Origin of the sequence: Pseudomonas sp. S32 (assembly GCF_016648095.1) — a bacterium.
Taxonomy (GTDB): Bacteria; Pseudomonadota; Gammaproteobacteria; order Pseudomonadales; family Pseudomonadaceae; genus Aquipseudomonas; species Aquipseudomonas parafulva.
Genome location: NZ_JACVVF010000058.1, coordinates 1 through 25,334, shown reverse-complemented (window position 1 = coordinate 25,334; position 25,334 = coordinate 1). Strand labels below are relative to the sequence as shown.

Here is a 25,334-nt window from a genome sequence, read left to right as displayed (position 1 = left end):
AAATAAACTGTAGGAGCGAGCGCAGCTCGCGATGCGCCGCGCGGGCGGCGCTTGATCTCCCATAAAACGCAACTCGCCCGCCATACGCCCGCCACCCGCTCAAAGCCAAACCGCATCCCAGTGCGGATAATCACCGGCCCTGCTAACCAACCCCGCCCGAATCGGATTGGCCACGATATATCTCGCTAACCTGACAACATCCTCTTCACGACGCAGCGCTCGATCGTAATAGCCTGCCTGCCAGATCGGCGAGGCCTTCACTCCGGCCTTGCGCAAGGCATTACTTGTCTGGCACTTGAAGCGTTGCATCAGCATGCTCAGCGTCGCGTCCTTCAATTCGAGCAGCCAGTGCACATGGTCTGGCATCACAACCCAGGCTAATGAGTGGCAGTGCTGTTTATGTTGTGCAAGACGCATGTTGTGGACGGCCAGGCGGGCGTACTGGAAATCATCGAATAATGGCCGACGGCGGTGGGTAACAGTGGTCAGCATATAAAGCCTGCCCGGAACCGAGCAGCGGGCACGGCGTAATCGACAGCCATGAGGGTTGGTCATTGTGCTCATCCTTGAAAATGTGCGTGCTGGTACAGCCTAGCTGCGGTGCAAGGATGAAAGCGGTAATCAGGGTTGCAGCATGTAACTGGATACACGGCGCAGGCGGCGCTCAATCTAGGCACCGCCACAAAACTTAAGCCCCCACTACAAATTCCAGACGAAAAAAAAGGCGACCCGAGGGTCGCCCTTTTTACCGATCAAACAGAACTCAGTTCTGTTTGGCCATTGCTTCGCGCAGCAGCGCAGCCATGGTGGTGTCGGCAGCCGCTTCCGGAGCGTTTTTCAGGCTCTGGATGGCTTCACGCTCTTCAGCGTCATCTTTCGATTTGATCGACAGGCTGATAACGCGCGATTTGCGGTCAACGCTGATGATCTTGGCTTCGATCTCTTCGCCTTCCTTCAGAACGTTACGCGCATCTTCAACGCGGTCACGGCTGATTTCGGAAGCTTTCAGAGTGGCTTCGATGTCGTCGGCCAGGGTGACGATGGCGCCTTTGGCGTCAACTTCTTTCACGATGCCCTTGACGATAGCGCCCTTGTCATTGACAGCAACGAAGTTGGAGAACGGATCGTCTTCCAGCTGCTTGATGCCCAGGGAGATGCGCTCGCGCTCTGGGTCGACCGACAGGATGACGGTTTCCAGCTCGTCGCCCTTCTTGAAACGACGCACGGCTTCTTCGCCGGTTTCGTTCCAGGAGATGTCGGACAGGTGAACCAGGCCGTCGATGCCGCCGTCCAGGCCAATGAAGATACCGAAGTCGGTGATCGACTTGATGGTACCGGTGATCTTGTCACCCTTGTTGAACTGGCCGGAGAAGTCTTCCCATGGGTTGGACTTGCACTGCTTGATGCCCAGGGAAATACGACGACGCTCTTCGTCGATGTCCAGAACCATGACTTCCACTTCGTCGCCAACCTGAACGACTTTCGACGGGTGGATGTTCTTGTTGGTCCAGTCCATTTCGGAAACGTGTACCAGACCTTCAACGCCTTCTTCCAGCTCAGCGAAGCAGCCGTAGTCGGTCAGGTTGGTAACGCGCGCTTGTACGCGAGTACCTTCTGGGTAACGGGCAGTGATAGCAACCCACGGATCTTCGCCCATCTGCTTCAGACCCAGCGAAACGCGGTTGCGCTCACGGTCGAACTTCAGAACGCGTACGTCGACTTCGTCGCCAACGTTAACGATTTCCGATGGGTGCTTGATGCGCTTCCAAGCCATGTCGGTGATGTGCAGCAGGCCGTCGATACCGCCCAGGTCCACGAATGCGCCGTAGTCGGTGAGGTTCTTGACGATACCTTTGACTTGCTGGCCTTCCTGCAGGGTTTCCAGCAGGGCTTCGCGCTCGGCGGAGTTCTCGGCTTCCAGCACGCTGCGACGCGAAACAACAACGTTGTTGCGCTTCTGGTCCAGCTTGATGACCTTGAATTCCAGCTCTTTGCCTTCCAGGTGGGTGGTGTCGCGCACTGGGCGGACATCAACCAGGGAGCCCGGCAGGAACGCACGGATGCCGTTAACGTCGACAGTGAAGCCGCCTTTAACCTTACCGTTGATAACGCCCTTGACCACTTCTTCGGCGGCGAAAGCTGCTTCCAGAACAATCCAGCACTCGGCGCGCTTGGCTTTTTCACGGGACAGTTTGGTTTCGCCAAAGCCGTCTTCGACCGCGTCCAGCGCAACGTGCACTTCGTCACCGACCTTGATGGTCAGCTCGCCAGCTTCGTTGTAGAACTGCTCGAGCGGGATGACGCCCTCGGACTTCAGGCCAGCGTGTACGGTAACCCAGTCGCCGTCGATGTCGACAACGATACCGGTGATGATGGCACCCGGCTGAAGATTGAGGGTTTTCAGGCTTTCTTCAAAGAGTTCTGCAAAGCTTTCGCTCATTTTAATTCCTGTAGATTCGGGCGAAACAGACGCCCATCACCACATTCCAGACAATGTGGGTTCGTTTTAAGTAAAGGAAAGCCCGCAGGACGATGACTGGTGCACCTGCCTGCCTTCCTGGTTATCAGAGGAGATCGCGCAGTGCGAGCTCGCTCCTGATACGTTGCAACACCTGATCGATGGACAATTCGGTGGAATCCAGCTGAATGGCGTCTGCCGCTGGTTTCAGCGGGGCCACTGCACGTTGGGTATCGCGCTCATCGCGCGCACGAATGTCATCTAGCAGACTCGACAGACTAACATCTTCACCCTTGCCCTTCAACTGCAGGTAACGGCGGCGGGCTCGTTCCTCGGCACTGGCGGTGAGGAACACTTTCAATGGCGCGTCGGGAAACACCACGGTGCCCATGTCACGGCCATCGGCAATCAGGCCAGGCGCCTCGCGGAAGGCGCGCTGGCGCACCAGCAGTGCGTCACGCACGGCCGGCAGCGAGGCCACCCGGGAGGCACCCGCGCCGACGGTTTCGGTACGGATGACGTTGCTGACATCCTCACCCTCGAGAATGATCTGCTGAAGCTTACCGGGCTGGGCGGCAATGAACTGCACATCCAGATGAGCGGCCAGGCGGGTCAGCAGCTCTTCGTTGGTGAGGTCCACGCCATGGTTGCTGGCGTTGAACGCCAGCAGACGGTACAGCGCGCCGGAATCCAGCAGCCGCCAGCCCAGCTCCCGGGCCAGCAGCCCGGCAACGGTGCCCTTGCCCGAGCCGCTCGGCCCGTCGATGGTGATGACTGGCGTAGGCGCGTTCACGGCTTGCCCTCTTCCGCCACGCGGATGCCCACCTCGGCGCACAGCGCCAGGAAGTTGGGGAACGACGTGGCAACGTTGGCGCAGTCATGGATGCGGATAGGCGCGCTGGCGCGCAGCGATGCCACGCTGAAGGCCATGGCAATGCGGTGGTCGCCGTGGCCGTGCACTTCACCGCCGCCTAGCTGGCCGCCCTCGATGATGATGCCGTCAGGGGTGGGTTCGCACTGGATACCCAGGGTGATCAGGCCGTCGGCCATCACCTGGATACGGTCGGACTCTTTGACCCGCAGCTCTTCGGCGCCACGCAACACGGTACGCCCCTCGGCGCAGGCCGCGGCCACGAACAGCACCGGGAACTCGTCGATGGCCAGCGGCACCAGCGCTTCAGGGATGTCGATACCCTTGAGGCGTGCGCCGCGTACGCGCAGGTCGGCCACCGGCTCGCCACCCACTTCACGCTGGTTTTCCAGGGTGATGTCGCCGCCCATCAGGCGCAGGATGTCGATGACACCGGTACGGGTGGGGTTGATGCCCACATGCTCCAGCACCAGCTCGGAACCTTCGGCAATCGAGGCCGCCACCAGGAAGAACGCCGCCGACGAGATGTCGGCCGGCACTTCGATACGGGTAGCGGTGAGCTTGCCGCCAGCCTGCAGCGACGCCACCGGGCCATTGGTGTCCACGCTGTAGCCAAAGCCGCGCAGCATGCGCTCGGTGTGGTCACGGGTAGGCGCAGGCTCGGTGACGGTGGTCTTGCCTTCGGCGTACAGGCCCGCCAGCAGCAGGCAGGATTTGACCTGCGCACTGGCCATCGGCAGCGTGTAGGTCAGGCCCTTGAGCGGGTGGCCGCCGCGGATGGTCAGCGGTGGGCGGCCTTCCGGCCCGGTTTCAACCACCGCGCCCATTTCGCGCAGCGGGTTGGCCACACGGTTCATCGGGCGCTTGGACAGCGACGCATCGCCCGTCATGGTGACGTCGAACGCCTGCCCGGCCAGCAGGCCGGACAGCAGGCGCATGGAGGTGCCCGAGTTGCCGACATACAGCGGCCCGGGTGGTGGCTTGAGGCCATGCAGGCCCACACCGTGAATGGTCACGCGACCGTGGTTGGGGCCTTCGATGACCACCCCCATGTCACGGAATGCCTGCAGGGTCGCCAGGGCGTCCTCACCCTCGAGGAAGCCCTCGACCTCGGTGGTGCCTTCGGCCAGCGAGCCGAGCATGATCGAGCGGTGGGAAATCGACTTGTCGCCCGGTACGCGGATTCGCCCGGTCAGGCGGCCACCGGGTTGGGCCAGGAAAATCAGATCGTTGGCGTTCATAGCGTCCACATAGGCCCGGCGGGCCAGGATTTTACTGAAATGCTCGCGGGCAACCCGAGCGCGGGTGAACACACCCAGCAGCTGGTGCCCGTCCCCATCAGCGATCGCATCGCGCAAGGCGTCGAGATCGCTGCGATATGTATCAAGCGTGCGCAGCACAGCGTCGCGGTTGGCAAGGAAGATGTCATGCCACATGGTCGGGTCGCTGCCGGCGATTCTTGTGAAATCGCGAAAGCCACCCGCAGCGTACCGGAAGATTTCAAGGTTTTCATCGCGCTTGGCCAACGAATCGACCAAACCGAAGGCCAGCAGGTGCGGCAGGTGGCTGGTGGCAGCCAGCACCTCGTCATGGCGCTCGACGGGCATGTGCTCAACGTCAGCGTCTAGGGCGCGCCACAGGCGGTCGACGATGGCCAGGGCGGCGCGGTCGGTTTCGGCGAGCGGGGTAAGGATGACCTTGTGCCGGCGGAACAAGGCGGCGTTGGAGGCCTCCACACCGCTTTGCTCGGACCCGGCAATCGGGTGGCCAGGCACGAAGCGCGACACACGCTCGCCCAGGGCTGCCCGGGCAGCCCGCACCACATTGCCCTTGGCACTGCCCACGTCGGTGATCACGGCTTGGCCGAGGTCCAGACCAGCCAGAAGCCCCAGCAGCTTTTCCATGGCCAGAATGGGCACGGCAAGCTGGATGACATCGGCGCCCACGCAGGCTGCAGCCAGGTCGTCTTCGCAGCGGTCGACCACGCCCAGGGCCACCGCCTGCTTGCGCGACAGGGCATCCAGGTCGACGCCGACCACTTCGCGGCACAGGCCGCTTTCACGCAAGCCCTTGGCGAAGGAGCCGCCGATCAGGCCCAGGCCGACCACCACCAGGCGGTTGATGATCGGCGCGGGTTGGGTTGTTGCTGCATTTACCACGGGTGTGAACCTTGTTTGGCGTTGTGTTGGGTGCCGGGGGTGCCATGCACCCCAGTCGCGAGCGGCTACGAGCGGCGGTTCGGAATCAAAGCACTGCCTTTGGATACGAACCCAGCACCTTCAGTGCCACGGCTTCCTGGCTGATCTGCTCGAGCACGGCCTTGATCAGCGGGTCGCGGTGGTGGCCGACGAAGTCGATGAAGAACACATACGTCCACTTGCCGCTGCGCGACGGGCGGGTTTCGATGCGGGTCAGGTCGATGCCGTTCTGATGGAAAGGCACCAGCAGCTCGTGCAGGGCACCTGGCTTGTTGCTCATCGAAACGATGATCGAGGTCTTGTCGTCGCCGGTCGGCGGCACTTCCTGGCTGCCGATCATCAGGAAGCGCGTGGAGTTGTCGGGGCGGTCCTCGATTTTCTCGGCCAGGCGGGTCAGGCCATACAGGTTGGCCGCCATATCGCCGGCAATTGCCGCAGAATTCCATTCGCCCTTGACGCGCTTGGCCGCCTCGGCGTTGCTCGACACCGCCACACGTTCCACATTCGGGTAGTGCGCGTCCAGCCACTTGCGGCACTGGGCCAGGGACTGGGCATGGGAGTAGATGCGGGTGATGCTGCTGGTCTTGGTGCTCTCGCCCACCAGCAGGTGGTGGTGGATACGCAGCTCCACCTCACCGCAGATCACCATGTCGTGCTCGAGGAAGCTGTCCAGGGTATGGCTGACAGCCCCTTCGGTGGAGTTTTCCACGGGCACCACGCCGAAGTTGACGGCGCCAGCGGCCACCTCACGGAACACTTCGTCGATGGCTGCCATTGGCCGGCTGATCACAGCATGGCCGAAATGCTTCATGGCAGCGGCCTGGGTGAAGGTGCCTTCCGGGCCCAGGTAGGCGATTTTCAGCGGCTCTTCCAAGGCCAGGCACGAGGACATGATTTCGCGGAACAACCGCGCCATCTCTTCGTTGCCCAGTGGGCCCTGGTTGCGCTCCATTACCCGCTTGAGCACGGCAGCTTCGCGCTCAGGGCGGTAGAACACCGGTTTTTCACCCTCGGGCAGCGAGGCCGTCTTGACCTTGGCCACTTCCTGGGCGCAACGGGCGCGCTCACTGATCAGCTCGAGGATTTTCTCGTCGAGGCTGTCGATGCGCACCCGCAGGGCGGTGAGTTCATGCTCGGACATCAGCCGTGCTCCTTCTCGAATTCAGCCATGTAGGCCACCAGGGCTTCGACGGCGTCCAGGCCCAGGGCGTTGTAGATGGAGGCGCGCATGCCGCCCACCGAGCGGTGGCCCTTGAGGTTGAGCAGGCCGCGGGCGTCGGCACCGGCCAGGAAGGCTTTGTCCAGGCGCTCGTCAGCCAGGCGGAAAGGCACGTTCATCCACGAACGGGCGTTGTGGCTGATCGGGTTGGTGTAGAACTCGCTGGCATCGATAAAGCCGTACAGGCGGTCTTTCTTGGCCCGGTTGCGCTGCTCCATGGCATCGACACCGCCCTGCTCTTTCAGCCACTCGAACACCAGGCCCGAGAGGTACCAGGAATAGGTGGCCGGGGTGTTGTACATGGAACCGTTGTCGGCCGACACCTTGTAGTCGAGCATGGTCGGGCAGCTGCTGCGGGCATGGCCCAGCAGGTCTTCACGCACGATGACCACCACCAGGCCGCTGGGGCCGATGTTCTTCTGGGCGCCGGCGTAAATCAGGCCGAACTGCGACACATCGATGGGGCGCGAGAGGATGTCGGAAGACATGTCCACCACCAGCGGCACATCACCGGTCTGCGGCACCCAGTCGAACTCCAGCCCGCCGATAGTCTCGTTGGACGCATAGTGCACGTAGGCAGCGTTCGGGGTGAGGTTCCACTCGTTCTGGCCGGGGATGGCCAGGTAGTCGTAGGGCTTGGCACTGGCGGCCACGTTCACGTGACCGAAACGGCGCGCTTCTTCGATGGCCTTTTTCGACCAGATGCCGGTTTCGATGTAGTCGGCGGTGCCGTTTTCCGGCAGCAGGTTGAGCGGGATTTCGGCAAACTGCTGGCTGGCACCGCCCTGCAGGAACAGCACCTTGTAATTCGAGGGGATGGACAGCAGGTCACGCAGGTCCTGTTCGGCCTTCTCGGCGATGGCCACATAGTCGTCGCTGCGGTGGCTCATTTCCATCACCGACAGGCCCTTGCCACGCCAGTCCAGCATTTCTGCCTGGGCGCGCTGCAGCACGGCATCCGGAAGCGCGGCAGGGCCCGCGCAGAAGTTAAAGGCTCGTTTGCTCACATCCACTCTCGCTCTGCCAAATAGAACAAAATCTTGGTTCGGTCACTGCGTATCTTGCAGGAGCCGAGGTGCCTGCATTGCGAGCTACGCTCGCTCCTACATGGTCAAACGGGGCGACCTTGGTCGCCCCGTTCGGGTGTAACGCCTGCTTAGTCCTGCGGTGCCTCTTCGGCGTCCGCAGCGTCGTCATTGTCGGGCGCCTGGGCCTCGACACCCTCCTCGTCCAACTCGATCACATCATCGAGCTCTTCTGCAGACGGCTCCTGGATACGCTCCAGGCCCACCAGCGTCTCGTCGCTGGCCAGCTTGATCAGGGTGACGCCCTGGGTGTTGCGGCTAAGGCTGGACACTTCGCCCACCCGGGTACGTACCAGCGTGCCCTGGTCGGAAATCAGCATGATCTCCTCGCCTTCCTGCACCTGAATGGCGCCGATCAGCAAGCCGTTGCGCCCCTTGGTGCCCATGGCAATGACGCCCTGGCCACCACGGCCGCGACGCGGGAACTTGGACAGCGGGGTACGCTTGCCGAAGCCACGCTCGGAGGCCGTGAGGATCTGCGCACCGGACTCTGGAATGAGCATGGAGATGATCTCCTGGCCCTTGCCCAGCTTCATGCCGCGCACGCCACGGGCGGTACGGCCCATTTCGCGCACCACGCTCTCGGCGAAGCGGATCACCTTGCCCGCATCGGAGAACATCATGACTTCCTTGGCGCCGTCGGTGATGGCCGCCGCAATCAGGGTGTCGCCTTCTTTCAGCTTCAGGGCGATCAGGCCGTTGCTGCGCGGACGGGCGAACTGCACCAGCGGGGTCTTCTTCACGGTGCCCGACGCGGTGGCCATGAAGATGTAGGCGCCAGTAGGTTCGGCTGCCCACTCAGGGGTATCGCCGTCTTCTTCGTCGGCTTCCTCCACCTCGACCACTTCACCTTCGAGCACGGTGTCATCCGCGTCCTCCAGCTCTTCGTCGGCACCGGCGCTCTGCTGCAGGGCCTCCAGGTCGATCTGCAGCATGGCGGTGATGCGCTCACCTTCTTCCAGCGGCAGCAGGTTGACCAGCGGGCGGCCACGGGCAGCACGCGAGGCTTCGGGGATTTCGTAGGTTTTCTTCCAGTACACCTTGCCCTTGCTGGAGAACAACAGCAGGGTGGCGTGGCTGTTGGCGACCAACAGGTGCTCGATGTAGTCCTCGTCCTTCACGCCGGTCGCCGACTTGCCCTTGCCGCCGCGGCGCTGGGCCTGGTAGGCGGACAACGGCTGGGTCTTGGCGTAACCACCGTGGGAGATGGTTACCACGCGCTCCTCTTCCGGGATCATGTCGCCGTAGTTGAGGTCGTGGCTGGCGTTCAGGATCTCGGTACGGCGGGCATCGCCATATTCGGCGCGGATCGCTTCGAGTTCTTCGCGGATCACTTCCATCAGGCGCTCAGCGCTGCTGAGGATACGGATCAGCTCGCCGATCTGCTCCAGGATTTCCTGGTACTCGGCCAGCAGCTTCTCGTGCTCGAGGCCGGTCAGGCGGTGCAGGCGCAGGTCCAGAATGGCCTGGGCCTGTTCTGGCGACAGGTAATACTTGCCGTCGCGCAGGCCAAATTGCTCTGGCAGGTCTTCGGGGCGGCAGGAATCGGCACCGGCGCGCTCGACCATCACCTGCACGGCACTGGATTCCCACGGCGTGGAAATCAGCGCTTCCTTGGCTTCGGACGGCGTTGGCGAGGCCTTGATCAGGGCAATGACCGGGTCGATGTTGGACAGCGCAACGGCCTGGCCTTCAAGGATATGGCCGCGCTCGCGGGCCTTGCGCAGCTCGAACACGGTACGGCGGGTGACCACCTCACGGCGGTGGCGCACGAAGGCTTCGAGCAGGTCCTTGAGGTTGAGCAAGCGCGGGCGGCCGTCGACCAGCGCCACCACGTTGATGCCGAACACGCTCTGCAGCTGGGTTTGCGAATACAGGTTGTTGAGCACCACCTCCGGCACCTCGCCGCGACGCAGCTCGATGACGATGCGCATGCCGTCCTTGTCGGACTCGTCGCGCAGCTCGGTGATGCCTTCGATCTTCTTCTCTTTGACCAGCTCGGCGATTTTCTCGATCAGGCGGGCCTTGTTGAGCTGGTAAGGCAGCTCGGTCACGACGATCTGCTGGCGGCCGCCTACCTTGTCGATGTCTTCGATTTCGGAGCGGGCGCGCATGTAGATGCGGCCACGGCCGGTACGGTAAGCCTCGATGATGCCCTGGCGGCCGTTGATCAGGCCGGCCGTGGGGAAGTCCGGGCCCGGAATGTGCTGCATCAGCTCATCGATGGTGACTTCGGGGTTGTCGATGAGTGCCAGGCAGCCGTCGATGACCTCGCCCAGGTTATGCGGCGGGATGTTGGTGGCCATGCCCACGGCGATACCGCTGGAACCGTTGACCAGCAGGTTGGGGATACGAGTGGGCATCACCGCCGGGATCTGTTCGGTGCCGTCGTAGTTGGGCACCCAGTCGACGGTTTCTTTGTGCAGGTCGGCCAGCAGCTCGTGGGCCAGCTTGGCCATACGCACTTCGGTGTATCGCATGGCAGCGGCGTTGTCGCCGTCCACGGAACCGAAGTTGCCCTGGCCGTCGACCAGCAGGTAGCGCAGCGAGAACGGCTGGGCCATACGCACGATGGTGTCGTAGACCGCAGTGTCGCCGTGCGGGTGGTACTTACCGATCACGTCACCGACCACGCGGGCGGATTTCTTGTACGGCTTGTTCCAGTCGTTGCCCAGTTCGCTCATCGCAAAGAGAACGCGACGATGCACGGGCTTCAAGCCGTCACGCGCATCGGGCAGCGCTCGCCCGACAATCACGCTCATCGCGTAGTCGAGGTAAGACTGTCTCAGTTCGTCTTCGATATTGACCGGGAGGATTTCTTTGGCCAGTTCGCCCATGAGAAGCCTGATTCCTTTTTCTGGTGAAACTTCGCAGCTCCATCAAGGGCCGAACGAAGCTCGCCGCCGCAGCGCATCAGCATGCGACGACTTACGACAAATCAACGAGTTGTGCCATGGATCTGCGCAGTGAAGACCGCCGGTATGGGCGGGCTTGGAAACTGCCGGATGTTACCACAATGGCGGGGGTGGTGGGGAGATGTGCACCGGGGGCTTGCCGGTGAATGTGCGGCGCCGGAGGGATCGGGCGCCGCTTGAGCGGCGCATCGCGAGCTGCGCTCGCTCCTACAGGTGTTTCGGGCCGAATCAGTGCAACCGCTTGCGACACATCAGTTGCGCCAGCTTGGCGGTGTCCGGGCGCTCGATGATGCCCCGTTCGGTCACGATCACGTCGATCAGGTCTGCCGGGGTCACGTCGAACACGGGGTTGAACACCTCGACATCAGGCGCAACCCGGGTACCGGCGTAGTCCAGCAGCTCGCCGGCCTCGCGCTCTTCCAGCGGAATGTCTTCGCCGGTGGCCAGGTTGAGGTCGATGCTGGTGCTCGGCGCCACCACCATGAAGCGCACGCCGTGGTGCATGGCATTGACCGCCAGTTGATAGGTGCCGATCTTGCTGGCCACATCGCCGTTGGCAGCGATGCAGTCTGCGCCCACCACCACCCAGGTGATGCCCTTGGTCTTCATCAGGTGGGCCAGGGCGGAATCGGCACACAGGGTCACCGGCAGGCCTTCGTTGGCCAGCTCCCAGGCGGTCAACCGCGAGCCCTGCAGCCACGGCCGGGTTTCACCGGCGTACACCCGCTCCACCATACCCTCCAGGTAACCGGCGCGGATCACCCCCAGGGCGGTGCCGAAGCCGCCGCTGGCGAGGGCCCCGGCATTGCCGTAGGTGAGCAGGGTCTGGGCATTGCCCTGGTGGCGGCGGATCAGCTCGGTGCCGTACTGGGCCATGGTCAGGTTGGCCTCGCGGTCACTCTCGTGAATCAGGCGCGCTTCAGCTTCCAGGGCGGCCAGCACGTCTTCGGCAGGGCGCAGACGCTGCAGGCGCTCGCGCATGCGGTTCAGCGCCCAGAACAGGTTGGCCGCCGTGGGGCGCGCCTCGGCCAGCACCAGGAAGTCTTCTTCCAGGTCCATTTCCCAGTCGCCGCCCTCGGCCAGCCGCTCTTCCACGGCCAACACCAGCCCGTAGGCGGCCACGATGCCGATCGCCGATGCACCGCGCACCGCCATGTCGCGGATGGCCGCTGCCACCTGCGCAACATTGTCGCAGGCCAGCCATTGTTCTTTCGAGGGCAGCAGGCGCTGGTCGAGCAGGTGCAGGACGCCGCCCTGCCAGCGGATCCCGGTCACCTTCTCCGCCGCCAAAAGTCGCTCGCGCATCACCTCTCCCCGTGGTTCGCCCATCAAAAGCCGGCGATTATAGCGAGCCTGGTGGCCAAGCGCTCGGGTATACTTCGGCCTTTTCGAGCGCAAGCTCCAGGCCATGCGCTGCAACCACTGCCCGCCACACCCAGGCTGGCCCTGGCCCGCAGTTGCCGGCTTGCCGCTTGAAGCTGACACCCAAGTTCCAGAGGACTGTTCAATGAGCAACGTCGACCGCGCCGAAATTGCCAAGTTCGAAGCGCTGGCCCACCGCTGGTGGGACCGTGAGAGCGAGTTCAAGCCGCTGCACGAAATCAACCCGCTGCGGGTCAACTGGATCGACGAGCGCGCCAGCCTGGCGGGCAAGAAGGTGCTGGACGTGGGCTGCGGCGGCGGCATCCTCAGCGAAGCCATGGCCCAGCGCGGCGCCACGGTCACCGGCATCGACATGGGCGAAGCGCCCCTGGCCGTCGCCCGGCTGCACCAGCTGGAGTCTGGCGTGCAGGTGGAATACCGGCAGATCACCGCCGAAGCCCTGGCCGAAGAAATGCCCGGCGCATTCGATGTGGTCACCTGCCTGGAGATGCTTGAGCACGTGCCCGACCCGTCCTCGGTCATCCGCGCCTGCTACCGCATGGTCAAGCCTGGGGGCCAGGTGTTCTTCTCCACCATCAACCGCAACCCCAAGGCGTACCTGCTGGCCATTGTCGGCGCCGAGTACATCCTCAAGATGCTGCCGCGCGGCACCCACGACTTCAAGAAATTCATCCGCCCGTCGGAGCTTGGCGCCTGGAGCCGCGTTGCCGGCCTTGAAGTGAAGGACATCATCGGCCTCACCTACAACCCGCTGACCAAGCACTACAAGCTCAGCAGCGACGTGGACGTCAACTACATGATCCAGACCCTGCGCGAGGAATGAGCATGCGCCTGCGAGCTGTACTGTTCGACATGGACGGCACCTTGCTGGACACGGCGCCGGACTTCATCGCCATCTGCCAGGCCATGCTCGCCGACCGTGGCCTGCCGCCGGTGGACGACACCCTGATCCGCGGGGTGATCTCGGGCGGCGCCCGGGCCATGGTCGCCGCCACCTTTGCCATGGACCCGGAGGCCGAGGGCTTCGAGGCCCTGCGCCTGGAGTTTCTGGAGCGTTACCAGCGCGACTGCGCCGTGCACACCCGGTTGTTCGATGGCATGGCCGAGCTGCTGGCGGACATTGAGAAAGGCAAGCTGCTGTGGGGGGTGGTCACCAACAAGCCGGTGCGTTTCGCCGAGCCCATCATGCAGCGCCTGGGCCTGGCCGAACGCTCGGCACTGCTGATCTGCCCAGACCACGTAACGCGCAGCAAACCAGACCCAGAGCCGCTGATACTGGCCTGCAAGACGCTGAACCTGGACCCGGCCAGCGTGCTGTTCGTGGGGGACGACTTGCGTGACATCGAGTCGGGCCGCGACGCCGGTACCCGCACCGCAGCGGTACGTTTTGGCTATATTCACCCGGATGACAACCCGAACCACTGGGGCGCCGACGTGGTGGTCGACCACCCGCTGGACTTGCGCAAGGTCATCGACAGCGCGCTGTGTGGCTGCTGAACAGTGCGGCCCTGCGCATGACCTGTCCAGCAGGGCCCTGTAGGAGCGGCTTCAGCCGCGAACACCGGCGCAGCCGGTGCCCTGCACCGCGCCGCCTGCTTCGCGGGTAAACCCGCTCCCACAGGTTCAGCTGCCCGCTTACAGGGTGTGTTCAAGCATTTAAAGGACTCAAACATGTTCGACTACGCCGCTCGTGCGGATCTGCTCAAAGGCCGGGTCATCCTGGTAACCGGCGCCGGCCGTGGTATCGGCGCTGCCGCTGCCAAGGCTTACGCCGCACTCGGTGCCACGGTGCTGCTGCTGGGCAAGACCGAAGCCAACCTGAACGCGCTGTACGACGAAATCGAAGCGGCTGGCCACCCACAGCCGGTGGTTATCCCGTTCAACCTGGAAACCGCCCTGCCCCACCAGTACGACGAACTGGCGGTGATGATCGAAGAACAGTTCGGGCGCCTGGACGGGCTGCTCAACAACGCCTCGATCATCGGCCCACGCACCCCCATGGAGCAGTTGTCGGGTGACAACTTCATGCGCGTGATGCATGTGAACGTGGATGCCACCTTCATGCTCACCAGCACCCTGCTGCCATTGCTGAAGCTGTCCGAGGACGCTTCGGTGGTGTTCACCAGCAGCAGCGTGGGGCGCAAGGGCCGCGCCTACTGGGGCGCCTACGGGATCTCCAAGTTCGCCACCGAAGGCATGATGCAGACCCTGGCCGACGAACTGGAAGGCGTGGCACCGGTACGCGCCAACAGCATCAACCCGGGCGCCACGCGCACCGCCATGCGTGCCCAGGCCTACCCAAGCGAGAACCCGCAGAACAACCCCCTGCCCGAAGAAATCATGCCGGTGTACCTGTACCTGATGGGGCCAGACAGCAAAGGCGTGAATGGGCAGGCGTTCAACGCCCAGTAAGCCCAGGAGGCCGGGCGGCCTCCTGATTCACACCGCAACCGGGGTCAGCCAGCGGCCAGCGCCGGGCTTACCCGGCCTTGCTGGCGCCCTTCGAGCTGCATGCAACGCTCCAGGAACAGGAACATGCAATCGTAGCTCTTGCAGATTGCCCGGCGCAGCTCGGTACGCAGGCTCATGCTCGGGTTCTCGCCCGCCAGGGTGCAGATGATCTCCAGCGCCTCCCACGGGTGGGTGTCGTCATACTGGGCATGCATCTTCAGCCACTTCATGGCGCGCTTGCGCTGGTCTTCCGGGAAGCCCATGGCGTAGGTATCGGTGGAGCACACCACTGCCGACCACTCCCCGGTCGCCCCTTCGATGGCATAGTTGGTGGCCGCCATCGACACCGCCAGGTTCTCGGTGGCGCACACCCGCCAGCACCAGTCGTTCAGGCCGTTGAGTTCGGGCGGTACATCCTGGGCCTGCAGGTCGTGCAGGTTCACGCCATGGGCCTGGGCCCAGTTCACCCAATAATCGGCGTGGTTCAGTTCCACGCGAATGTTGCGCATCAGCCAGCGCCGCGCCATGTCCTCGCCCTGATGGCGGCCATAGCGGGTCTTGGTGAGGTTGTGCGCCATGTACAGCGAGAACTGCTCCACCACCGGCCAGCCGCCAATCAGGTACTGGCGAATGGTGGACTGCTTGAGGGTGCCGTCGCGCAGGCGTGCATACAGCTCGTGCTCCACCACACGGCGCTTGCTCTCGCTGCAATCCTCGATCAGTTGCTGGGCCCACGTGGGGTAGCTGGCCGGGTCCATCAATGGCCCGATACGGACGAATGCATCAATCACTTTCTGCTCCTTGATCCTTGTGATTTCTAGCTAGCGAAACGTGCCAGGCGCCCGCTGCAACAGGGGCCGGTCGGCCACCCGCTGGCGGTGCAAACTGTCACAGGTGAACACCTGCGGGCGTTCTATCAGGTAGCCCTGGGCGTAATCCACACCAATTTCCTGCAGGGCCTGCTCGATCAACGGGGTCTCGACAAACTCGGCGATGGTACGTTTACCCATCACGTGGCCGATGTGGTTGATGACCTCGACCATGGCCCGGTTGACCGGGTCATCGAGCATGTCCTTGACGAAGCTGCCGTCGATCTTGAGGAAATCTACGGGCAAATGCTTGAGGTAGGCAAACGATGACATGCCGGCGCAGAAGTCATCGAGGGAAAACCGGCAACCCAGGCCCTTGAGTTCATTGATGAAGCGGATCGCGCTGCCCAGGTTGGCGATGGCGCTGGTCTCGGTGATCTCGAAGCAGATCATGCGCGGCGGAATGGCGTAGTCCACGAACAGGCGTTGCAGGTACTCCAGGAATTTGTCATCACCGATGCTCGAGCCCGACAGGTTGATGGCACAGGTGGCCAGTGGCCCTTTGTGGCCGGCGTCCAGGCACTGGCGGATGATCATGAAGACGTTGCGCACCACCCAGCGGTCCAGTGCGGTGATCAGCCCGTAGCGTTCGGCGGCTGGGATAAAGCTGTTGGGCAGGATGGTGCGCCCGCTTTCGTCATGCAGGCGTAACAGAATCTCGATATGGCCAGGGCCGTCGAAGGCTTTGAGCGGCGCGATTTCCTGGGCGTACAGGCAAAAGCGGTTTTCTTCCAGGGCCACGTGCAAGCGCTGGATCCAGGCCATTTCGCCGAAACGGATAGACAGCTCGCTGTCGTCGGCATGGTACACCTGCACACGGTTACGGCCCTTTTCCTTGGCCATGTAGCAGGCCATGTCGGCCGCACGCAGCGACGTTTCCAGAGTGCCGGGCGCCTGGGCGATGTGCACCAGCCCTACGCTTACCGTGGTCACGAATGGCCTGCCCTTCCACACAAAGTGCAGGCTCTGCACCATCTGGCGCAGTTGCTCGGCAATGCGCTCGGCCTGCTCGGGCGGGCAGTTTTCCAGCAGCACGCCAAACTCGTCGCCCCCCAGCCGCGCCAGGGTGTCGCCTTCGCGCAGGCCCGATTGCAGCACCGCGCAGATGTGCCGCAGCAATTCGTCGCCCGCCGCATGCCCGCAGGTATCGTTCACCAGCTTGAACTGGTCCAGGTCCAGGAACATCAGCGAATGCCGGCCCGGCTGGCGCGCCAGGGCATTGAGCGCCTGCTCCAGGCGGTATTCGAATTCACGCCGGTTGGCCAGGCCCGTGAGGGCATCGTGGGTGGCCTGCCAGGACAGGTTGGCGATGTACTGGCGCTCCTGGGTCATGTCGTGCAGCACCAGCACGATGCCGCTGACCTGCCCTTCGTTGACGATGGACGAGCCCACCAGGTTGATCGACACGGTGCTGCCGTCCAGCCGCTGAATCAGCCGCGCATGTTCGGCCCCGCCCTTGAGGCTGCCACTGAGCACCTGGTCCACCAGGCTGCGGCCTTCGTCCATGTCGTGCTCGTCCACCAGGGTGAACAGCGCCGACAGCGGCAAGCCCAGGGCCTGGGCAGCTTGCCAGTGGGTGAGCTGCTCGGCCGCAGGGTTCATGTAGCCGATGCAGCCCTCCACATCGGTGGTGATCACCGCGTCGCCAATGGCTTGCAGGGTGATTTGCGCGCGCTCTTTTTCTTCCTGCAAGGCGCTGGCGAACGCCTGGCGCTGGGCCAGCAGCTTGCTTGAGCGGCGCCAGGCGATGGTAATGAGGATGAGCGCGGTCACCAGGTTGGTAATCAGCAGCACCCTCAGCAGTACCCGCGAGCCCTCGCCCAAGGCATCGCTGAACGCCTTGGCGGCGGGGGTGACACCCTCGTTGATGATGGCGATACGCGCCTTCCAGGCTTCTACCGTGGCCTCAGCCACCGGCCCATTGGCGAAGCGCTGGTGCATCTCGCCCGCCAGCACGTCCAGCTTGGCCAGGTAGTCGTCACCCATGTCCCAGTAGTTCACCGCCGTCTGCATGTAGCTGATGCCGCGGAAATGGCGGTAGAACCAGATGATGCGCTCAACATCGTCCAGGTGGTTGCCGCCCTGCAGCACGGCCTCGCGGGCGGCCTGCAGGTCAGGGTCCGGTTTGTCCAGCACCTTGCGCACGCGGTGGTCGCCCTGGGGCACGATGATGGCCTGGCGATAGCGCTGGTAGGTGTCCTCGTCACGCGTATCTGCGTACAGGTTGAGGTAGTAGATGGCGTCTTTCTGAGCCTTGGACCATAGGCTCTCCCCCGCGACGTAGGCACGCACGGCTGAAAGCGTATACAGGCTGAGGCTGCCCAAGGCGACCTGAAACACCACCACGGCGATGAAGGGCCAGGTGATGCCGAGCAGCTTGGGCGCCTCTTGAGTGCGATGTCCCTTCATGGATTCCCTGTCACCGAGCTGATAAGGCGAGAATCGACCCAGACAAAGCACAGCGTAGGCCATTTGCCAGTAACGCGATGGAAATTTCAGCAGTGACCGGCGTGCTGCACCTAGCGCTGCTGCAAGTGCCCATACAGCTTGGCGTACAAGCCGCCCTCGGCGATCAGTTGCTGGTGGTCGCCGTCCTCTGCCACACGCCCGCCATCGAACACCAGCACACGGTCAGCCTGCTTAACAGCCGACAGGCGGTGGGCGATGATCAGGGTGGTGCGGCCGGTTAAAAACCGTGCCAGTGCCTGGTGCAAGTTGTACTCGGTGGCGGCGTCCAGCGCCGAGGTAGCCTCGTCGAGGATCACCACCTTGGGCTCGGCCAGTACCATGCGGGCGATGGCCAGCCGCTGGCGCTGCCCACCGGACAGCCGCACGCCGGACCGCCCCACCACGCTGTCCAGGCCCTGGGGCAAGGCGGCGATGGTGCCGTCGAGCTGGGCAATGGCCAGGGCCTGCCAGCAGGCGTCATCGGTGCAGTCGCGCCCCATGGTCAGGTTGGCGCGCACGGTGTCGTTGAACAGCGACGGGTGCTGCAGCACCACTGCGACATGCTCGCGCAGGGTGTCCAGGCCGATCTCCTGCAAGGTGGCACCGCCAAAACGGATGCTGCCGGCCTGGGCGCTGTACAGCCCCAGCAGCAGCTGCACCAGGGTGCTCTTGCCGCCGCCACTGGCACCGACGATCGCCACCTTTTCACCGGGGGCAATGGCTAGGTCGAGGTGCTCCAGTACCGGCTCATCACCGTAGGCGAAGCTCAGGTCGCGCACCTCGATGCCGACCGTGGCGTGGCCGGCGAAGGGGTTGCTGGCGCCGGGGTACTGGGGCTCGTCGGCGCGCGCCAGCAGCTCGTTGAGGCGGTTCAGGGCGCCACCTGCGGCGTAGTAGGCGTATTGCAGGTTGAGCAGCTGCTCCACGGGGCCAATCATGAACCACAGGTAGCTGAACACCGCCAGCATCTGGCCAATGGACAGGTCCGAAAACAGCACGGTGAGCATGGCGGCCGCACGGAAGATGTCGATGCCGAACTGGAACAACAAACCACTGGCGCGGCCACTGGCATCACTTTTCCACTGGGATTCCACCGCATAATCACGCACTTCGCGGGCGCGCACGCCCAGGCGACCAAGGAAGTAGCCCTGGCGGTTGCCGGCACGGATTTCCTGGATGGCATCGAGGGTTTCGGTAAGGGCTTGGGTAAAACGGGCCGTGCTGTCGTTTTCAAGCTTCTTGAGGTGCTTCACGCGCTTGCCCAACTGCACGGTGAAGTAGATGACCAGCGGGTTGAACAGCAGAATGAGCAACGCCAGCTGCCAGTGCATCCAGATAAGAATGGCCGCAGTGCCGGTGAGGGTTAGCATGGCGACCAGGAAGCGGCTGAGGGTTTCGCCCACGAACTTGTCGAGGGTGTCCAGGTCGGTGACCAAGTGGGTGGTGACCGTGCCGCTGCCCAGGCTTTCGTACTCCTTCAGCGAAATACGCTTCAGGCGCTCGATGAGCCGAATGCGCAACCGGTAGACGATGTCCTTGGCAAGGCCGGCGAACAGTTTGGCCTGAACCACGTTGAACGCCAGCGCACACAGGCGCAGGCACAGGGTAAGCACCAGCATCAGGCCGATATAGCCCGCGGCCACCTGCCAGCCTTGGGGCAGCAGCTGGTTCATCCACTTCAGCGCGGCATCGCCATGGCCCAGCAGCACTTCATCCACCAGCAGCGGCAGCAGCAACGGGATGGGCACGCTGCAGCAAGCCGCCAGCACCGCGATCAGGTTGGCAGACCAGAGCTGCTTTTTGTGGTGCAGGGCCAGGCGGCGAATCTCTGCCCAGCTCAACCGGTCAGCCACGGCCTGGGGTTTACCCGGCACCGGGTCGGGCGACCCGGGCATATCAAGCACTGGCGGCCTGCTGCAGCCAGCGGCTGAGCAGAGGCTGCAGGCGCTCCAGTGGCTGGTAGCCGTTGGTCAGCAAGGCCAGCTGGCCATTGCACTCGGCAAGCAAGGTGGGAAAGCCCGCAATGCCCAGGTCCTGCGCCCAGGTGAAATCGGCGGCCGTGGCGCTGCGGGTATCGGCACGGGCGAAGGCCTCGGCGAACACCGCGCGGTCGAAGCCGACCTGCTCGGCCAGCTCTACCAATTGTGGGGCAGTGGTCACGTCTACACCCTGCTGGTAGAACGCCTGCTGGATGGACGCCAATAGTGGCCACACACGCTCGGCCTCCAGCTCGCGGGCGGTGACCAGGGCGCGGCAGGCAGGTTCTGTGTCGTAGACGAAGCCATCTGGCATGGCGCCTTCGAAACGGAACGGCTGCCCGGTGGCGTCGGCCACGGCCTGCCAATGCTCCAGGATGTACTTGCGCGTTGAGGTGTCCAGCGCGCTGCCACCAGTACGCAACCCCCCAGGCACCAGGTGGGTAGGCACGCCGGCCTGCTGCGCCTGGGTGATCAGCGCCGCGGCAACGGGTGCGAAGCCCCAGCACCAGGAGCACATCGGGTCCATCACGTAGATCAGGCGTGCAGACATGCCTCAGGCCTCGGCTTTGTAGTTGTAACCAATCGGGTGCGGCAGGTTGCGGGCCTTGGCCAGTTCGATCTGCTTCTGCCGGTCGATGGCGCTGCGCCGGGTCTTCTCGCTCAGGGTGTCCCAGCAATGTGGGCAGCTGATACCTGGCGAATAATGCTCGGACTCGCGCTCCTGGGCGTTGATCGGGTGGCGGCAGGCGTGGCACTGGTCGTATTCGCCTTCGCTCAGGTCGTGGCGCACCGTGACCCGGTTGTCGAATACGAAGCAGTCGCCGTCCCACAGGCTCTGTTCCTGGGGCACTTCCTCGAAGTACTTCAGGATGCCGCCTTTCAGATGATAGACCGCCTCGAAGCCTTCACCGAGCATGTAGCTGGAGGCTTTTTCGCAACGGATGCCACCGGTGCAGAACATGGCCACCTTCTTGTGCCTGGCGGGGTCGAAGTTGGCCTTGATGTACTCGGGGAACTCGCGGAAGGTTTCGGTCTTAGGGTCGATGGCGCCCTTGAAGGTGCCAATGGCCACTTCATAGTCGTTGCGGGTGTCGATCAGCAGCACTTCCGGGTCGCTGATCAGGGCGTTCCAGTCCTTGGGCTCCACATAGGTGCCCACCGCCTGGTTGGGGTCTACGCCCGGCACGCCGAGGGTGACGATCTCTTTCTTGAGCTTGACCTTGGTGCGGTAGAACGGCTGTTCGTCGCAGTACGACTCTTTATGGTCGACATCCACCAGCCGCGGGTCGTTGCGCAGCCAGGCCAGCAGGCCGTCGATGCCTTGGCGGGTGCCGGACACGGTGCCATTGATGCCCTCGTTGGCCAGCAGCAAGGTGCCTTTGACGTCGTTGTCGAGCATGGTCTTGAGCAGCGGTTCGCGCAGTTCGACGTAATCCTGCAGGGTGACGAACTTGTACAGCGCCGCGACGACGATCGGTTGTGACATGAAGCAGGTTCTCCAGGTGGTTGCCCTCGTAAGGGGCGGACCGGGTTACACAATGTAAAAGGGGCCGCTGAGCGGCCCCTGTGGGGATGAAGCGGATTCTACCAGAACCCCTTCAGGGTTTCAGTGCCCGCCGCCGGCGCACACGGGCGAAGCCGGCGCAGCGCCGACCTTGGCCCACTCTTCGCCGGTGTAGGTATGAATGGCCAGGGCATGAATCTGGCCCATCAGCTCACCCATGGTGGCGTACACCTTCTGGTGGCGCTTGACGCTGTTCAGGCCAGCGAACTGCTCGCTGACGATCACGGCCTTGTAGTGCGTCTGCTGGCCACGGCTGTGCATGTGGCTTTCATCCAGCACCTGCAGGTGCTGCGGCGCCAGGGCGGCCAACTGCTGTTCGATACGCTGTTGCATGCTCATCGCGTACGGCTCACTTCTTGGCTGGGGCGGCTGCCTTGCCGAAGTTCGGGTCCAGCTCCTTGGTCATGTCTTCAAGCAGCTTGTTCACCACCGGCACCGCAGGCTCCAGGCTCTGCTGGGTCAGCTGGGCCGACTCCTGGGTGACCTTGGGCATTTCACGCAGCACTTTCTTGCCCAGTGGCGATTCGTAGAACTTGACCAGGTCTTTCAGCTCTTGCTCGGTGAAGGTCCTGGTGTACAGGTCAACCATTTTAGGCTTGAGCTTGTTCCAGCCGATGGCGCTGTTGAGCGCGGCGTTGGCCTTGGCCTGGTAGCTTTCCAGTACCGGTTGCTTGGCGGCCGGTGCCTTGGTCTGGGCGAAGCGCTGGGCGAACATCTGCTGTACCTGCATGTACACCGGGGTGCCGAGCTTGTCGGCATTGGCCAGGGTCAGGAACTTCTCGGCAGCCGCGTTGTGGCTGGCAGTGGCGGCAAGTACCTGGCCGCTGGCACAGGCCAGGGCAACGGCAGCACAGAGGACACGAAGACGGGTCATTGCATTTCCTTCAGGAGGGGGAGGCGGTACCTCAGAGTAGAGCATTCTGCGCCCGTGACGGCACGCTGCTCAAGGGGCACGACAGACGATTGAACCGCCCGGTCGCATGAGGGCCTAAACTGCTGATTCTGACTGACAAGGGAGTGAATGCAGCATGAGCCGTATCGAGACAGACAGCCTGGGCCCGGTCGAAGTTCCTGAGGACGCCTACTGGGGCGCCCAGACCCAACGCTCGCTGATCAACTTCGCCATTGGCCAGGAGCGCATGCCGCTGGCAGTGCTGCACGCCCTGGCACTGGTCAAGAAAGCGGCCGCGCGGGTGAATGATCGCAATGGCGACCTGCCCGGCGATATCGCGCGCCTGATCGAGCAGGCGGCCGACGAAGTGCTGGGCGGCGAACACGATGACCAGTTCCCGCTGGTGGTGTGGCAGACCGGCAGCGGCACCCAGAGCAACATGAACGTGAACGAGGTGATTGCCGGGCGTGCCAACGAGCTGGCGGGCCAGGGCCGCGGCGGCAAGGCGCCGGTGCACCCCAACGACCACGTCAACCGCTCGCAAAGCTCCAACGACTGCTTCCCGACGGCCATGCACATTGCGGCGGCCCAGGCGGTGCACGACAAGCTGCTGCCGGCTGCAGCCGAGCTGTCTTCGGGGCTGGCGGAGCTTTCAGCGCGCCACCACCAGCTGGTGAAGACCGGCCGCACGCACATGATGGACGCCACCCCCATTACCTTCGGCCAGGAAGTGTCGGCGTTCGTTGCCCAGCTCGATTATGCCCAACGCGCCATCCGTGCCACCCTGCCAGCGGTTTATGAACTGGCCCAGGGCGGCACGGCGGTGGGCACCGGGTTGAACGCACCGCACGGGTTCGCCGAAGCCATTGCCGCCGAACTGGCTGCGCTGTCCGGGTTGCCGTTCGTGACCGCGCCGAACAAGTTCGCCGCCCTGGCCGGGCACGAGCCGCTGACCAGCCTGGCCGGTAGCCTGAAAACCCTGGCAGTGGCACTGATGAAAATCGCCAACGACCTGCGCCTGCTGGGTTCTGGCCCACGGGCGGGGCTGGCAGAAGTACGCCTGCCGGCCAACGAGCCGGGCAGTTCGATCATGCCCGGCAAGGTCAACCCGACCCAGTGCGAGGCGCTGTCGATGCTGGCCTGCCAGGTGCTGGGCAACGACGCCACCATCGGCTTTGCCGCCAGCCAGGGCCACCTGCAGTTGAATGTGTTCAAGCCGGTGATCATCCACAACCTGCTGCAGTCGATCGAGTTGCTGGCCGATGGCTGTCGCAACTTCCAGCAGCATTGCGTGGCCGGTATCGAGCCAGATGCCGAGCAGATGGCTGCGCACCTGGAGCGCGGCTTGATGCTGGTCACGGCGCTCAACCCGCACATTGGCTACGACAAGGCTGCAGAAATCGCCAAGAAGGCCTACAACGAGGGCAAGACCCTGCGTGAAGCGGCGCTGGAGCTGAATTACCTGACCAACGACCAGTTCGACCAGTGGGTAAGGCCAGAAAACATGCTGGCACCGGGCGGCCGGGGCTGACAGGTCTACCGGGGGTGGTGGGTGGCCAGCCTGCGGGCCCGCCAGCCCGCTACCAGGGAGGGGCCCAGCGCGACCAGGGCCGAGCCCAGCACCACCACCACTGCGCCTATGTAACCGAGGGCGTTGATGTCTTCGGCCTGCACATACGCAGGCCATAACAACGCCGCAACCGCTACCGCAACGAAGGTGACCAGCGGGGTGAGGGCCAGGGTGGCACTCACCCGCGATGCCTCCCAGTGGGCCAGTGCTTCGGCAAACGCGCCGTAGGCAACCAGCGTGTTAAGGCAACAGGCCAGCAGCAACCAGCCCTGCACCGGGCTCAACTGCAGGGCCTCCAGCGGGTGTACCCAGGGCGTCAGCAATGCAGCGCAACTGAGGTAGATCACCATCATCACCTGCTGTGAGTTCCAGGTTGTAAGCAGCTGCTTCTGGCTCAACGCATAGAACACCCAGATGCTGGTAGCCAACACGATGGTAAGTACACCGGTGGTGTAGGTGCCCAGCGACGTCAGCAGTTCATCGAGCCGCTGGTTGAAGAACAACCCGAAACCCGCCAGCAGAATCAGCAGCCCCATGCCCTGCCCCAGGCTGAATCGCTCGCGGAACACGAACACGCTGGCCACCAGCAGCAGCACCGGCCCAAGCTGCACCACCAGCTGCGCAGTACCTGGGCTCAGCAGTTTCAGCCCGATCAGATACAGCACGTAGTTGCCCATCAACCCGAATACCGCCACCACCACCAGCCCCCGGCCTTTGCGGCTGAGCTTGCCGAGCGATGGCAGACGGCGGCGCGCCGACAGCCACGCGCACAGCAGGCCACCGGAGACCAGCAGGCGGTACCAGGTCACGGTCAGCGGGTCCATCACTTGCAGCACCTGCTTGAGCTTAATGGGCAAGATGCCCCACAGCAACGCGGTCAGCAGCGCCAGGAACAGGCCATAGCCCCAGCGGCCGGAAGTGATATGCATGGTGTCCTCGATGATGTCCGTGGTGCGGGTATGGGGATTCTAAGGGCTTGGCGGGCCGCTACGGTGGCGTGCGTCGAGAAAAGAATTCATCTGGTCATTCTGCGGCGGCATGATGTGCGTTGCCCGCCAGGCAGACAGCGCACTGTAGGTATGGCACCGGCTGCGCCGGTGTTCGCGGCTGAAGCCGCTCCTACGTTTGTTTCGGGCCAATTAGGCCTGCGCGATTGGCGCGCGTACCCTTGGCGCATGTCGCGGTATCGTGTCGTACCAACCAGGCGGTCGCGCGCGCCTGCCACAGGCGTAACTGGCCCGAAAAAAACGTAGGAGCGACCGCCAGGTCGCGATGCGCCGCGCGGGCGGCGCTCGGTCTCATAGGCGCAGACCGTGTTGTGGCGAACACCTGGCGGCCCTGATCCAATCTCGGCCCGGGACCCTTCACCGGCAGAATGCGATTGGGCTGGCAGGTGTTCGCCTTTCCAGGTGCAGCGCCTGGGAGATCGAGC

20 protein-coding genes are annotated in these 25,334 nt (G+C 63.6%); 4 read left to right on the top strand and 16 right to left on the bottom strand.

Going from position 1 to position 25,334, the window contains the following annotated elements:
• Window positions 1-99: 99 nt before the first annotated feature.
• The 8 genes from IAE38_RS21380 to mtnA all read right to left on the bottom strand — a co-directional run bounded on the left by IAE38_RS21380 (window position 100) and on the right by mtnA (window position 12,051).
• The gene (locus IAE38_RS21380; RefSeq protein WP_201219165.1) at window positions 100-555 is read right to left on the bottom strand and encodes an REP-associated tyrosine transposase; all 456 of its coding nucleotides are present in this window, start codon (window positions 553-555) and stop codon (window positions 100-102) included.
• 208 nt (window positions 556-763) lie between these two features.
• Window positions 764-2,440, bottom strand: coding sequence for a 30S ribosomal protein S1 (gene rpsA / locus IAE38_RS21375; protein ID WP_003252673.1), 1,677 nt, complete (start codon window positions 2,438-2,440; stop codon window positions 764-766).
• A gap of 124 nt (window positions 2,441-2,564) precedes the next feature.
• The gene (gene cmk / locus IAE38_RS21370) at window positions 2,565-3,251 is read right to left on the bottom strand and encodes a (d)CMP kinase (protein WP_028634702.1); all 687 of its coding nucleotides are present in this window, start codon (window positions 3,249-3,251) and stop codon (window positions 2,565-2,567) included.
• The gene (locus IAE38_RS21365; RefSeq protein ID WP_201219163.1) at window positions 3,248-5,488 is read right to left on the bottom strand and encodes a bifunctional prephenate dehydrogenase/3-phosphoshikimate 1-carboxyvinyltransferase; all 2,241 of its coding nucleotides are present in this window, start codon (window positions 5,486-5,488) and stop codon (window positions 3,248-3,250) included. The genes cmk and IAE38_RS21365 overlap by 4 nt, the downstream gene beginning before the upstream one ends.
• Before the next feature lie 85 nt (window positions 5,489-5,573).
• The gene (pheA, locus tag IAE38_RS21360; RefSeq protein WP_201165649.1) at window positions 5,574-6,668 is read right to left on the bottom strand and encodes a prephenate dehydratase; all 1,095 of its coding nucleotides are present in this window, start codon (window positions 6,666-6,668) and stop codon (window positions 5,574-5,576) included.
• A complete protein-coding gene (gene serC / locus IAE38_RS21355; RefSeq protein WP_201165650.1) occupies window positions 6,668-7,753 on the bottom strand; it encodes a 3-phosphoserine/phosphohydroxythreonine transaminase in 1,086 nt (361 codons plus the stop codon). The genes pheA and serC overlap by 1 nt, the downstream gene beginning before the upstream one ends.
• 149 nt (window positions 7,754-7,902) lie before the next feature.
• Window positions 7,903-10,668 (bottom strand): DNA gyrase subunit A, encoded by a 2,766-nt coding sequence (gyrA, locus tag IAE38_RS21350; RefSeq protein ID WP_028634698.1) that lies wholly within the window; start codon window positions 10,666-10,668, stop codon window positions 7,903-7,905.
• Window positions 10,669-10,974: 306 nt separating this feature from the next.
• Window positions 10,975-12,051 (bottom strand): S-methyl-5-thioribose-1-phosphate isomerase, encoded by a 1,077-nt coding sequence (mtnA, locus tag IAE38_RS21345; RefSeq protein ID WP_201165598.1) that lies wholly within the window; start codon window positions 12,049-12,051, stop codon window positions 10,975-10,977.
• A gap of 202 nt (window positions 12,052-12,253) precedes the next feature.
• Between mtnA and ubiG the strand changes: the two genes are divergently transcribed.
• The 3 genes from ubiG (at window position 12,254) to IAE38_RS21330 (ending at window position 14,541) form a co-directional block, all read left to right on the top strand.
• Window positions 12,254-12,952, top strand: coding sequence for a bifunctional 2-polyprenyl-6-hydroxyphenol methylase/3-demethylubiquinol 3-O-methyltransferase UbiG (ubiG, locus tag IAE38_RS21340; protein ID WP_028634696.1), 699 nt, complete (start codon window positions 12,254-12,256; stop codon window positions 12,950-12,952).
• A gap of 2 nt (window positions 12,953-12,954) precedes the next feature.
• The gene (mupP, locus tag IAE38_RS21335) at window positions 12,955-13,626 is read left to right on the top strand and encodes an N-acetylmuramic acid 6-phosphate phosphatase MupP (RefSeq protein WP_201165605.1); all 672 of its coding nucleotides are present in this window, start codon (window positions 12,955-12,957) and stop codon (window positions 13,624-13,626) included.
• 174 nt (window positions 13,627-13,800) lie between these two features.
• Complete coding sequence (locus IAE38_RS21330) at window positions 13,801-14,541, top strand: YciK family oxidoreductase (protein WP_201165606.1); 741 nt, start codon at window positions 13,801-13,803, stop codon at window positions 14,539-14,541.
• 44 nt (window positions 14,542-14,585) lie between these two features.
• On the opposite strand, the gene IAE38_RS21325 is transcribed toward IAE38_RS21330, so the two are convergent.
• From IAE38_RS21325 to IAE38_RS21295, 7 genes are all read right to left on the bottom strand, one after another.
• Window positions 14,586-15,371 (bottom strand): TenA family transcriptional regulator, encoded by a 786-nt coding sequence (locus IAE38_RS21325; RefSeq protein WP_028634693.1) that lies wholly within the window; start codon window positions 15,369-15,371, stop codon window positions 14,586-14,588.
• Window positions 15,372-15,401: 30 nt separating this feature from the next.
• Entirely contained in the window at window positions 15,402-17,858 is a 2,457-nt protein-coding gene (locus IAE38_RS21320) for an EAL domain-containing protein (RefSeq protein ID WP_060482528.1), read from the bottom strand.
• 110 nt (window positions 17,859-17,968) lie between these two features.
• Window positions 17,969-19,792 (bottom strand): ABC transporter ATP-binding protein, encoded by a 1,824-nt coding sequence (locus tag IAE38_RS21315; RefSeq protein WP_201219167.1) that lies wholly within the window; start codon window positions 19,790-19,792, stop codon window positions 17,969-17,971.
• A gap of 1 nt (window position 19,793) precedes the next feature.
• Window positions 19,794-20,426, bottom strand: a complete 633-nt coding sequence (locus IAE38_RS21310; protein WP_201219161.1) for a DsbA family protein — start codon at window positions 20,424-20,426, stop codon at window positions 19,794-19,796.
• 3 nt (window positions 20,427-20,429) lie between these two features.
• Window positions 20,430-21,362 (bottom strand): oxygen-dependent tRNA uridine(34) hydroxylase TrhO, encoded by a 933-nt coding sequence (trhO, locus tag IAE38_RS21305; protein ID WP_201219159.1) that lies wholly within the window; start codon window positions 21,360-21,362, stop codon window positions 20,430-20,432.
• A gap of 120 nt (window positions 21,363-21,482) precedes the next feature.
• Window positions 21,483-21,779, bottom strand: coding sequence for a BolA family protein (locus IAE38_RS21300; protein WP_028634689.1), 297 nt, complete (start codon window positions 21,777-21,779; stop codon window positions 21,483-21,485).
• A gap of 10 nt (window positions 21,780-21,789) precedes the next feature.
• Window positions 21,790-22,314 carry a DUF2059 domain-containing protein gene (locus tag IAE38_RS21295; protein ID WP_201165613.1) on the bottom strand — a complete coding sequence of 175 codons (525 nt, stop codon included), beginning with the start codon at window positions 22,312-22,314 and terminating at the stop codon, window positions 21,790-21,792.
• Between the two features lie 154 nt (window positions 22,315-22,468).
• Between IAE38_RS21295 and IAE38_RS21290 the strand changes: the two genes are divergently transcribed.
• Window positions 22,469-23,863 (top strand): class II fumarate hydratase, encoded by a 1,395-nt coding sequence (locus IAE38_RS21290; protein WP_201219157.1) that lies wholly within the window; start codon window positions 22,469-22,471, stop codon window positions 23,861-23,863.
• Between the two features lie 5 nt (window positions 23,864-23,868).
• On the opposite strand, the gene IAE38_RS21285 is transcribed toward IAE38_RS21290, so the two are convergent.
• The gene (locus IAE38_RS21285; RefSeq protein WP_201219155.1) at window positions 23,869-24,831 is read right to left on the bottom strand and encodes a DMT family transporter; all 963 of its coding nucleotides are present in this window, start codon (window positions 24,829-24,831) and stop codon (window positions 23,869-23,871) included.
• Window positions 24,832-25,334: the final 503 nt, after the last annotated feature.

Coding starts and splice junctions, on each gene's coding strand:
- pheA (WP_201165649.1), bottom strand. CDS start 6,668: ATGTCCGAGCATGAACTCACCGCCCTGCGGGTGCGCATCGACAGCCTC.
- IAE38_RS21285 (WP_201219155.1), bottom strand. CDS start 24,831: ATGCATATCACTTCCGGCCGCTGGGGCTATGGCCTGTTCCTGGCGCTG.
- rpsA (WP_003252673.1), bottom strand. CDS start 2,440: ATGAGCGAAAGCTTTGCAGAACTCTTTGAAGAAAGCCTGAAAACCCTC.
- mupP (WP_201165605.1), top strand. CDS start 12,955: ATGCGCCTGCGAGCTGTACTGTTCGACATGGACGGCACCTTGCTGGAC.
- IAE38_RS21290 (WP_201219157.1), top strand. CDS start 22,469: ATGAGCCGTATCGAGACAGACAGCCTGGGCCCGGTCGAAGTTCCTGAG.
- trhO (WP_201219159.1), bottom strand. CDS start 21,362: ATGTCACAACCGATCGTCGTCGCGGCGCTGTACAAGTTCGTCACCCTG.
- mtnA (WP_201165598.1), bottom strand. CDS start 12,051: ATGCGCGAGCGACTTTTGGCGGCGGAGAAGGTGACCGGGATCCGCTGG.
- IAE38_RS21380 (WP_201219165.1), bottom strand. CDS start 555: ATGACCAACCCTCATGGCTGTCGATTACGCCGTGCCCGCTGCTCGGTT.
- IAE38_RS21320 (WP_060482528.1), bottom strand. CDS start 17,858: ATGAAGGGACATCGCACTCAAGAGGCGCCCAAGCTGCTCGGCATCACC.
- gyrA (WP_028634698.1), bottom strand. CDS start 10,668: ATGGGCGAACTGGCCAAAGAAATCCTCCCGGTCAATATCGAAGACGAA.
- IAE38_RS21295 (WP_201165613.1), bottom strand. CDS start 22,314: ATGACCCGTCTTCGTGTCCTCTGTGCTGCCGTTGCCCTGGCCTGTGCC.
- ubiG (WP_028634696.1), top strand. CDS start 12,254: ATGAGCAACGTCGACCGCGCCGAAATTGCCAAGTTCGAAGCGCTGGCC.
- IAE38_RS21315 (WP_201219167.1), bottom strand. CDS start 19,792: ATGCCCGGGTCGCCCGACCCGGTGCCGGGTAAACCCCAGGCCGTGGCT.
- IAE38_RS21300 (WP_028634689.1), bottom strand. CDS start 21,779: ATGAGCATGCAACAGCGTATCGAACAGCAGTTGGCCGCCCTGGCGCCG.
- IAE38_RS21310 (WP_201219161.1), bottom strand. CDS start 20,426: ATGTCTGCACGCCTGATCTACGTGATGGACCCGATGTGCTCCTGGTGC.
- IAE38_RS21330 (WP_201165606.1), top strand. CDS start 13,801: ATGTTCGACTACGCCGCTCGTGCGGATCTGCTCAAAGGCCGGGTCATC.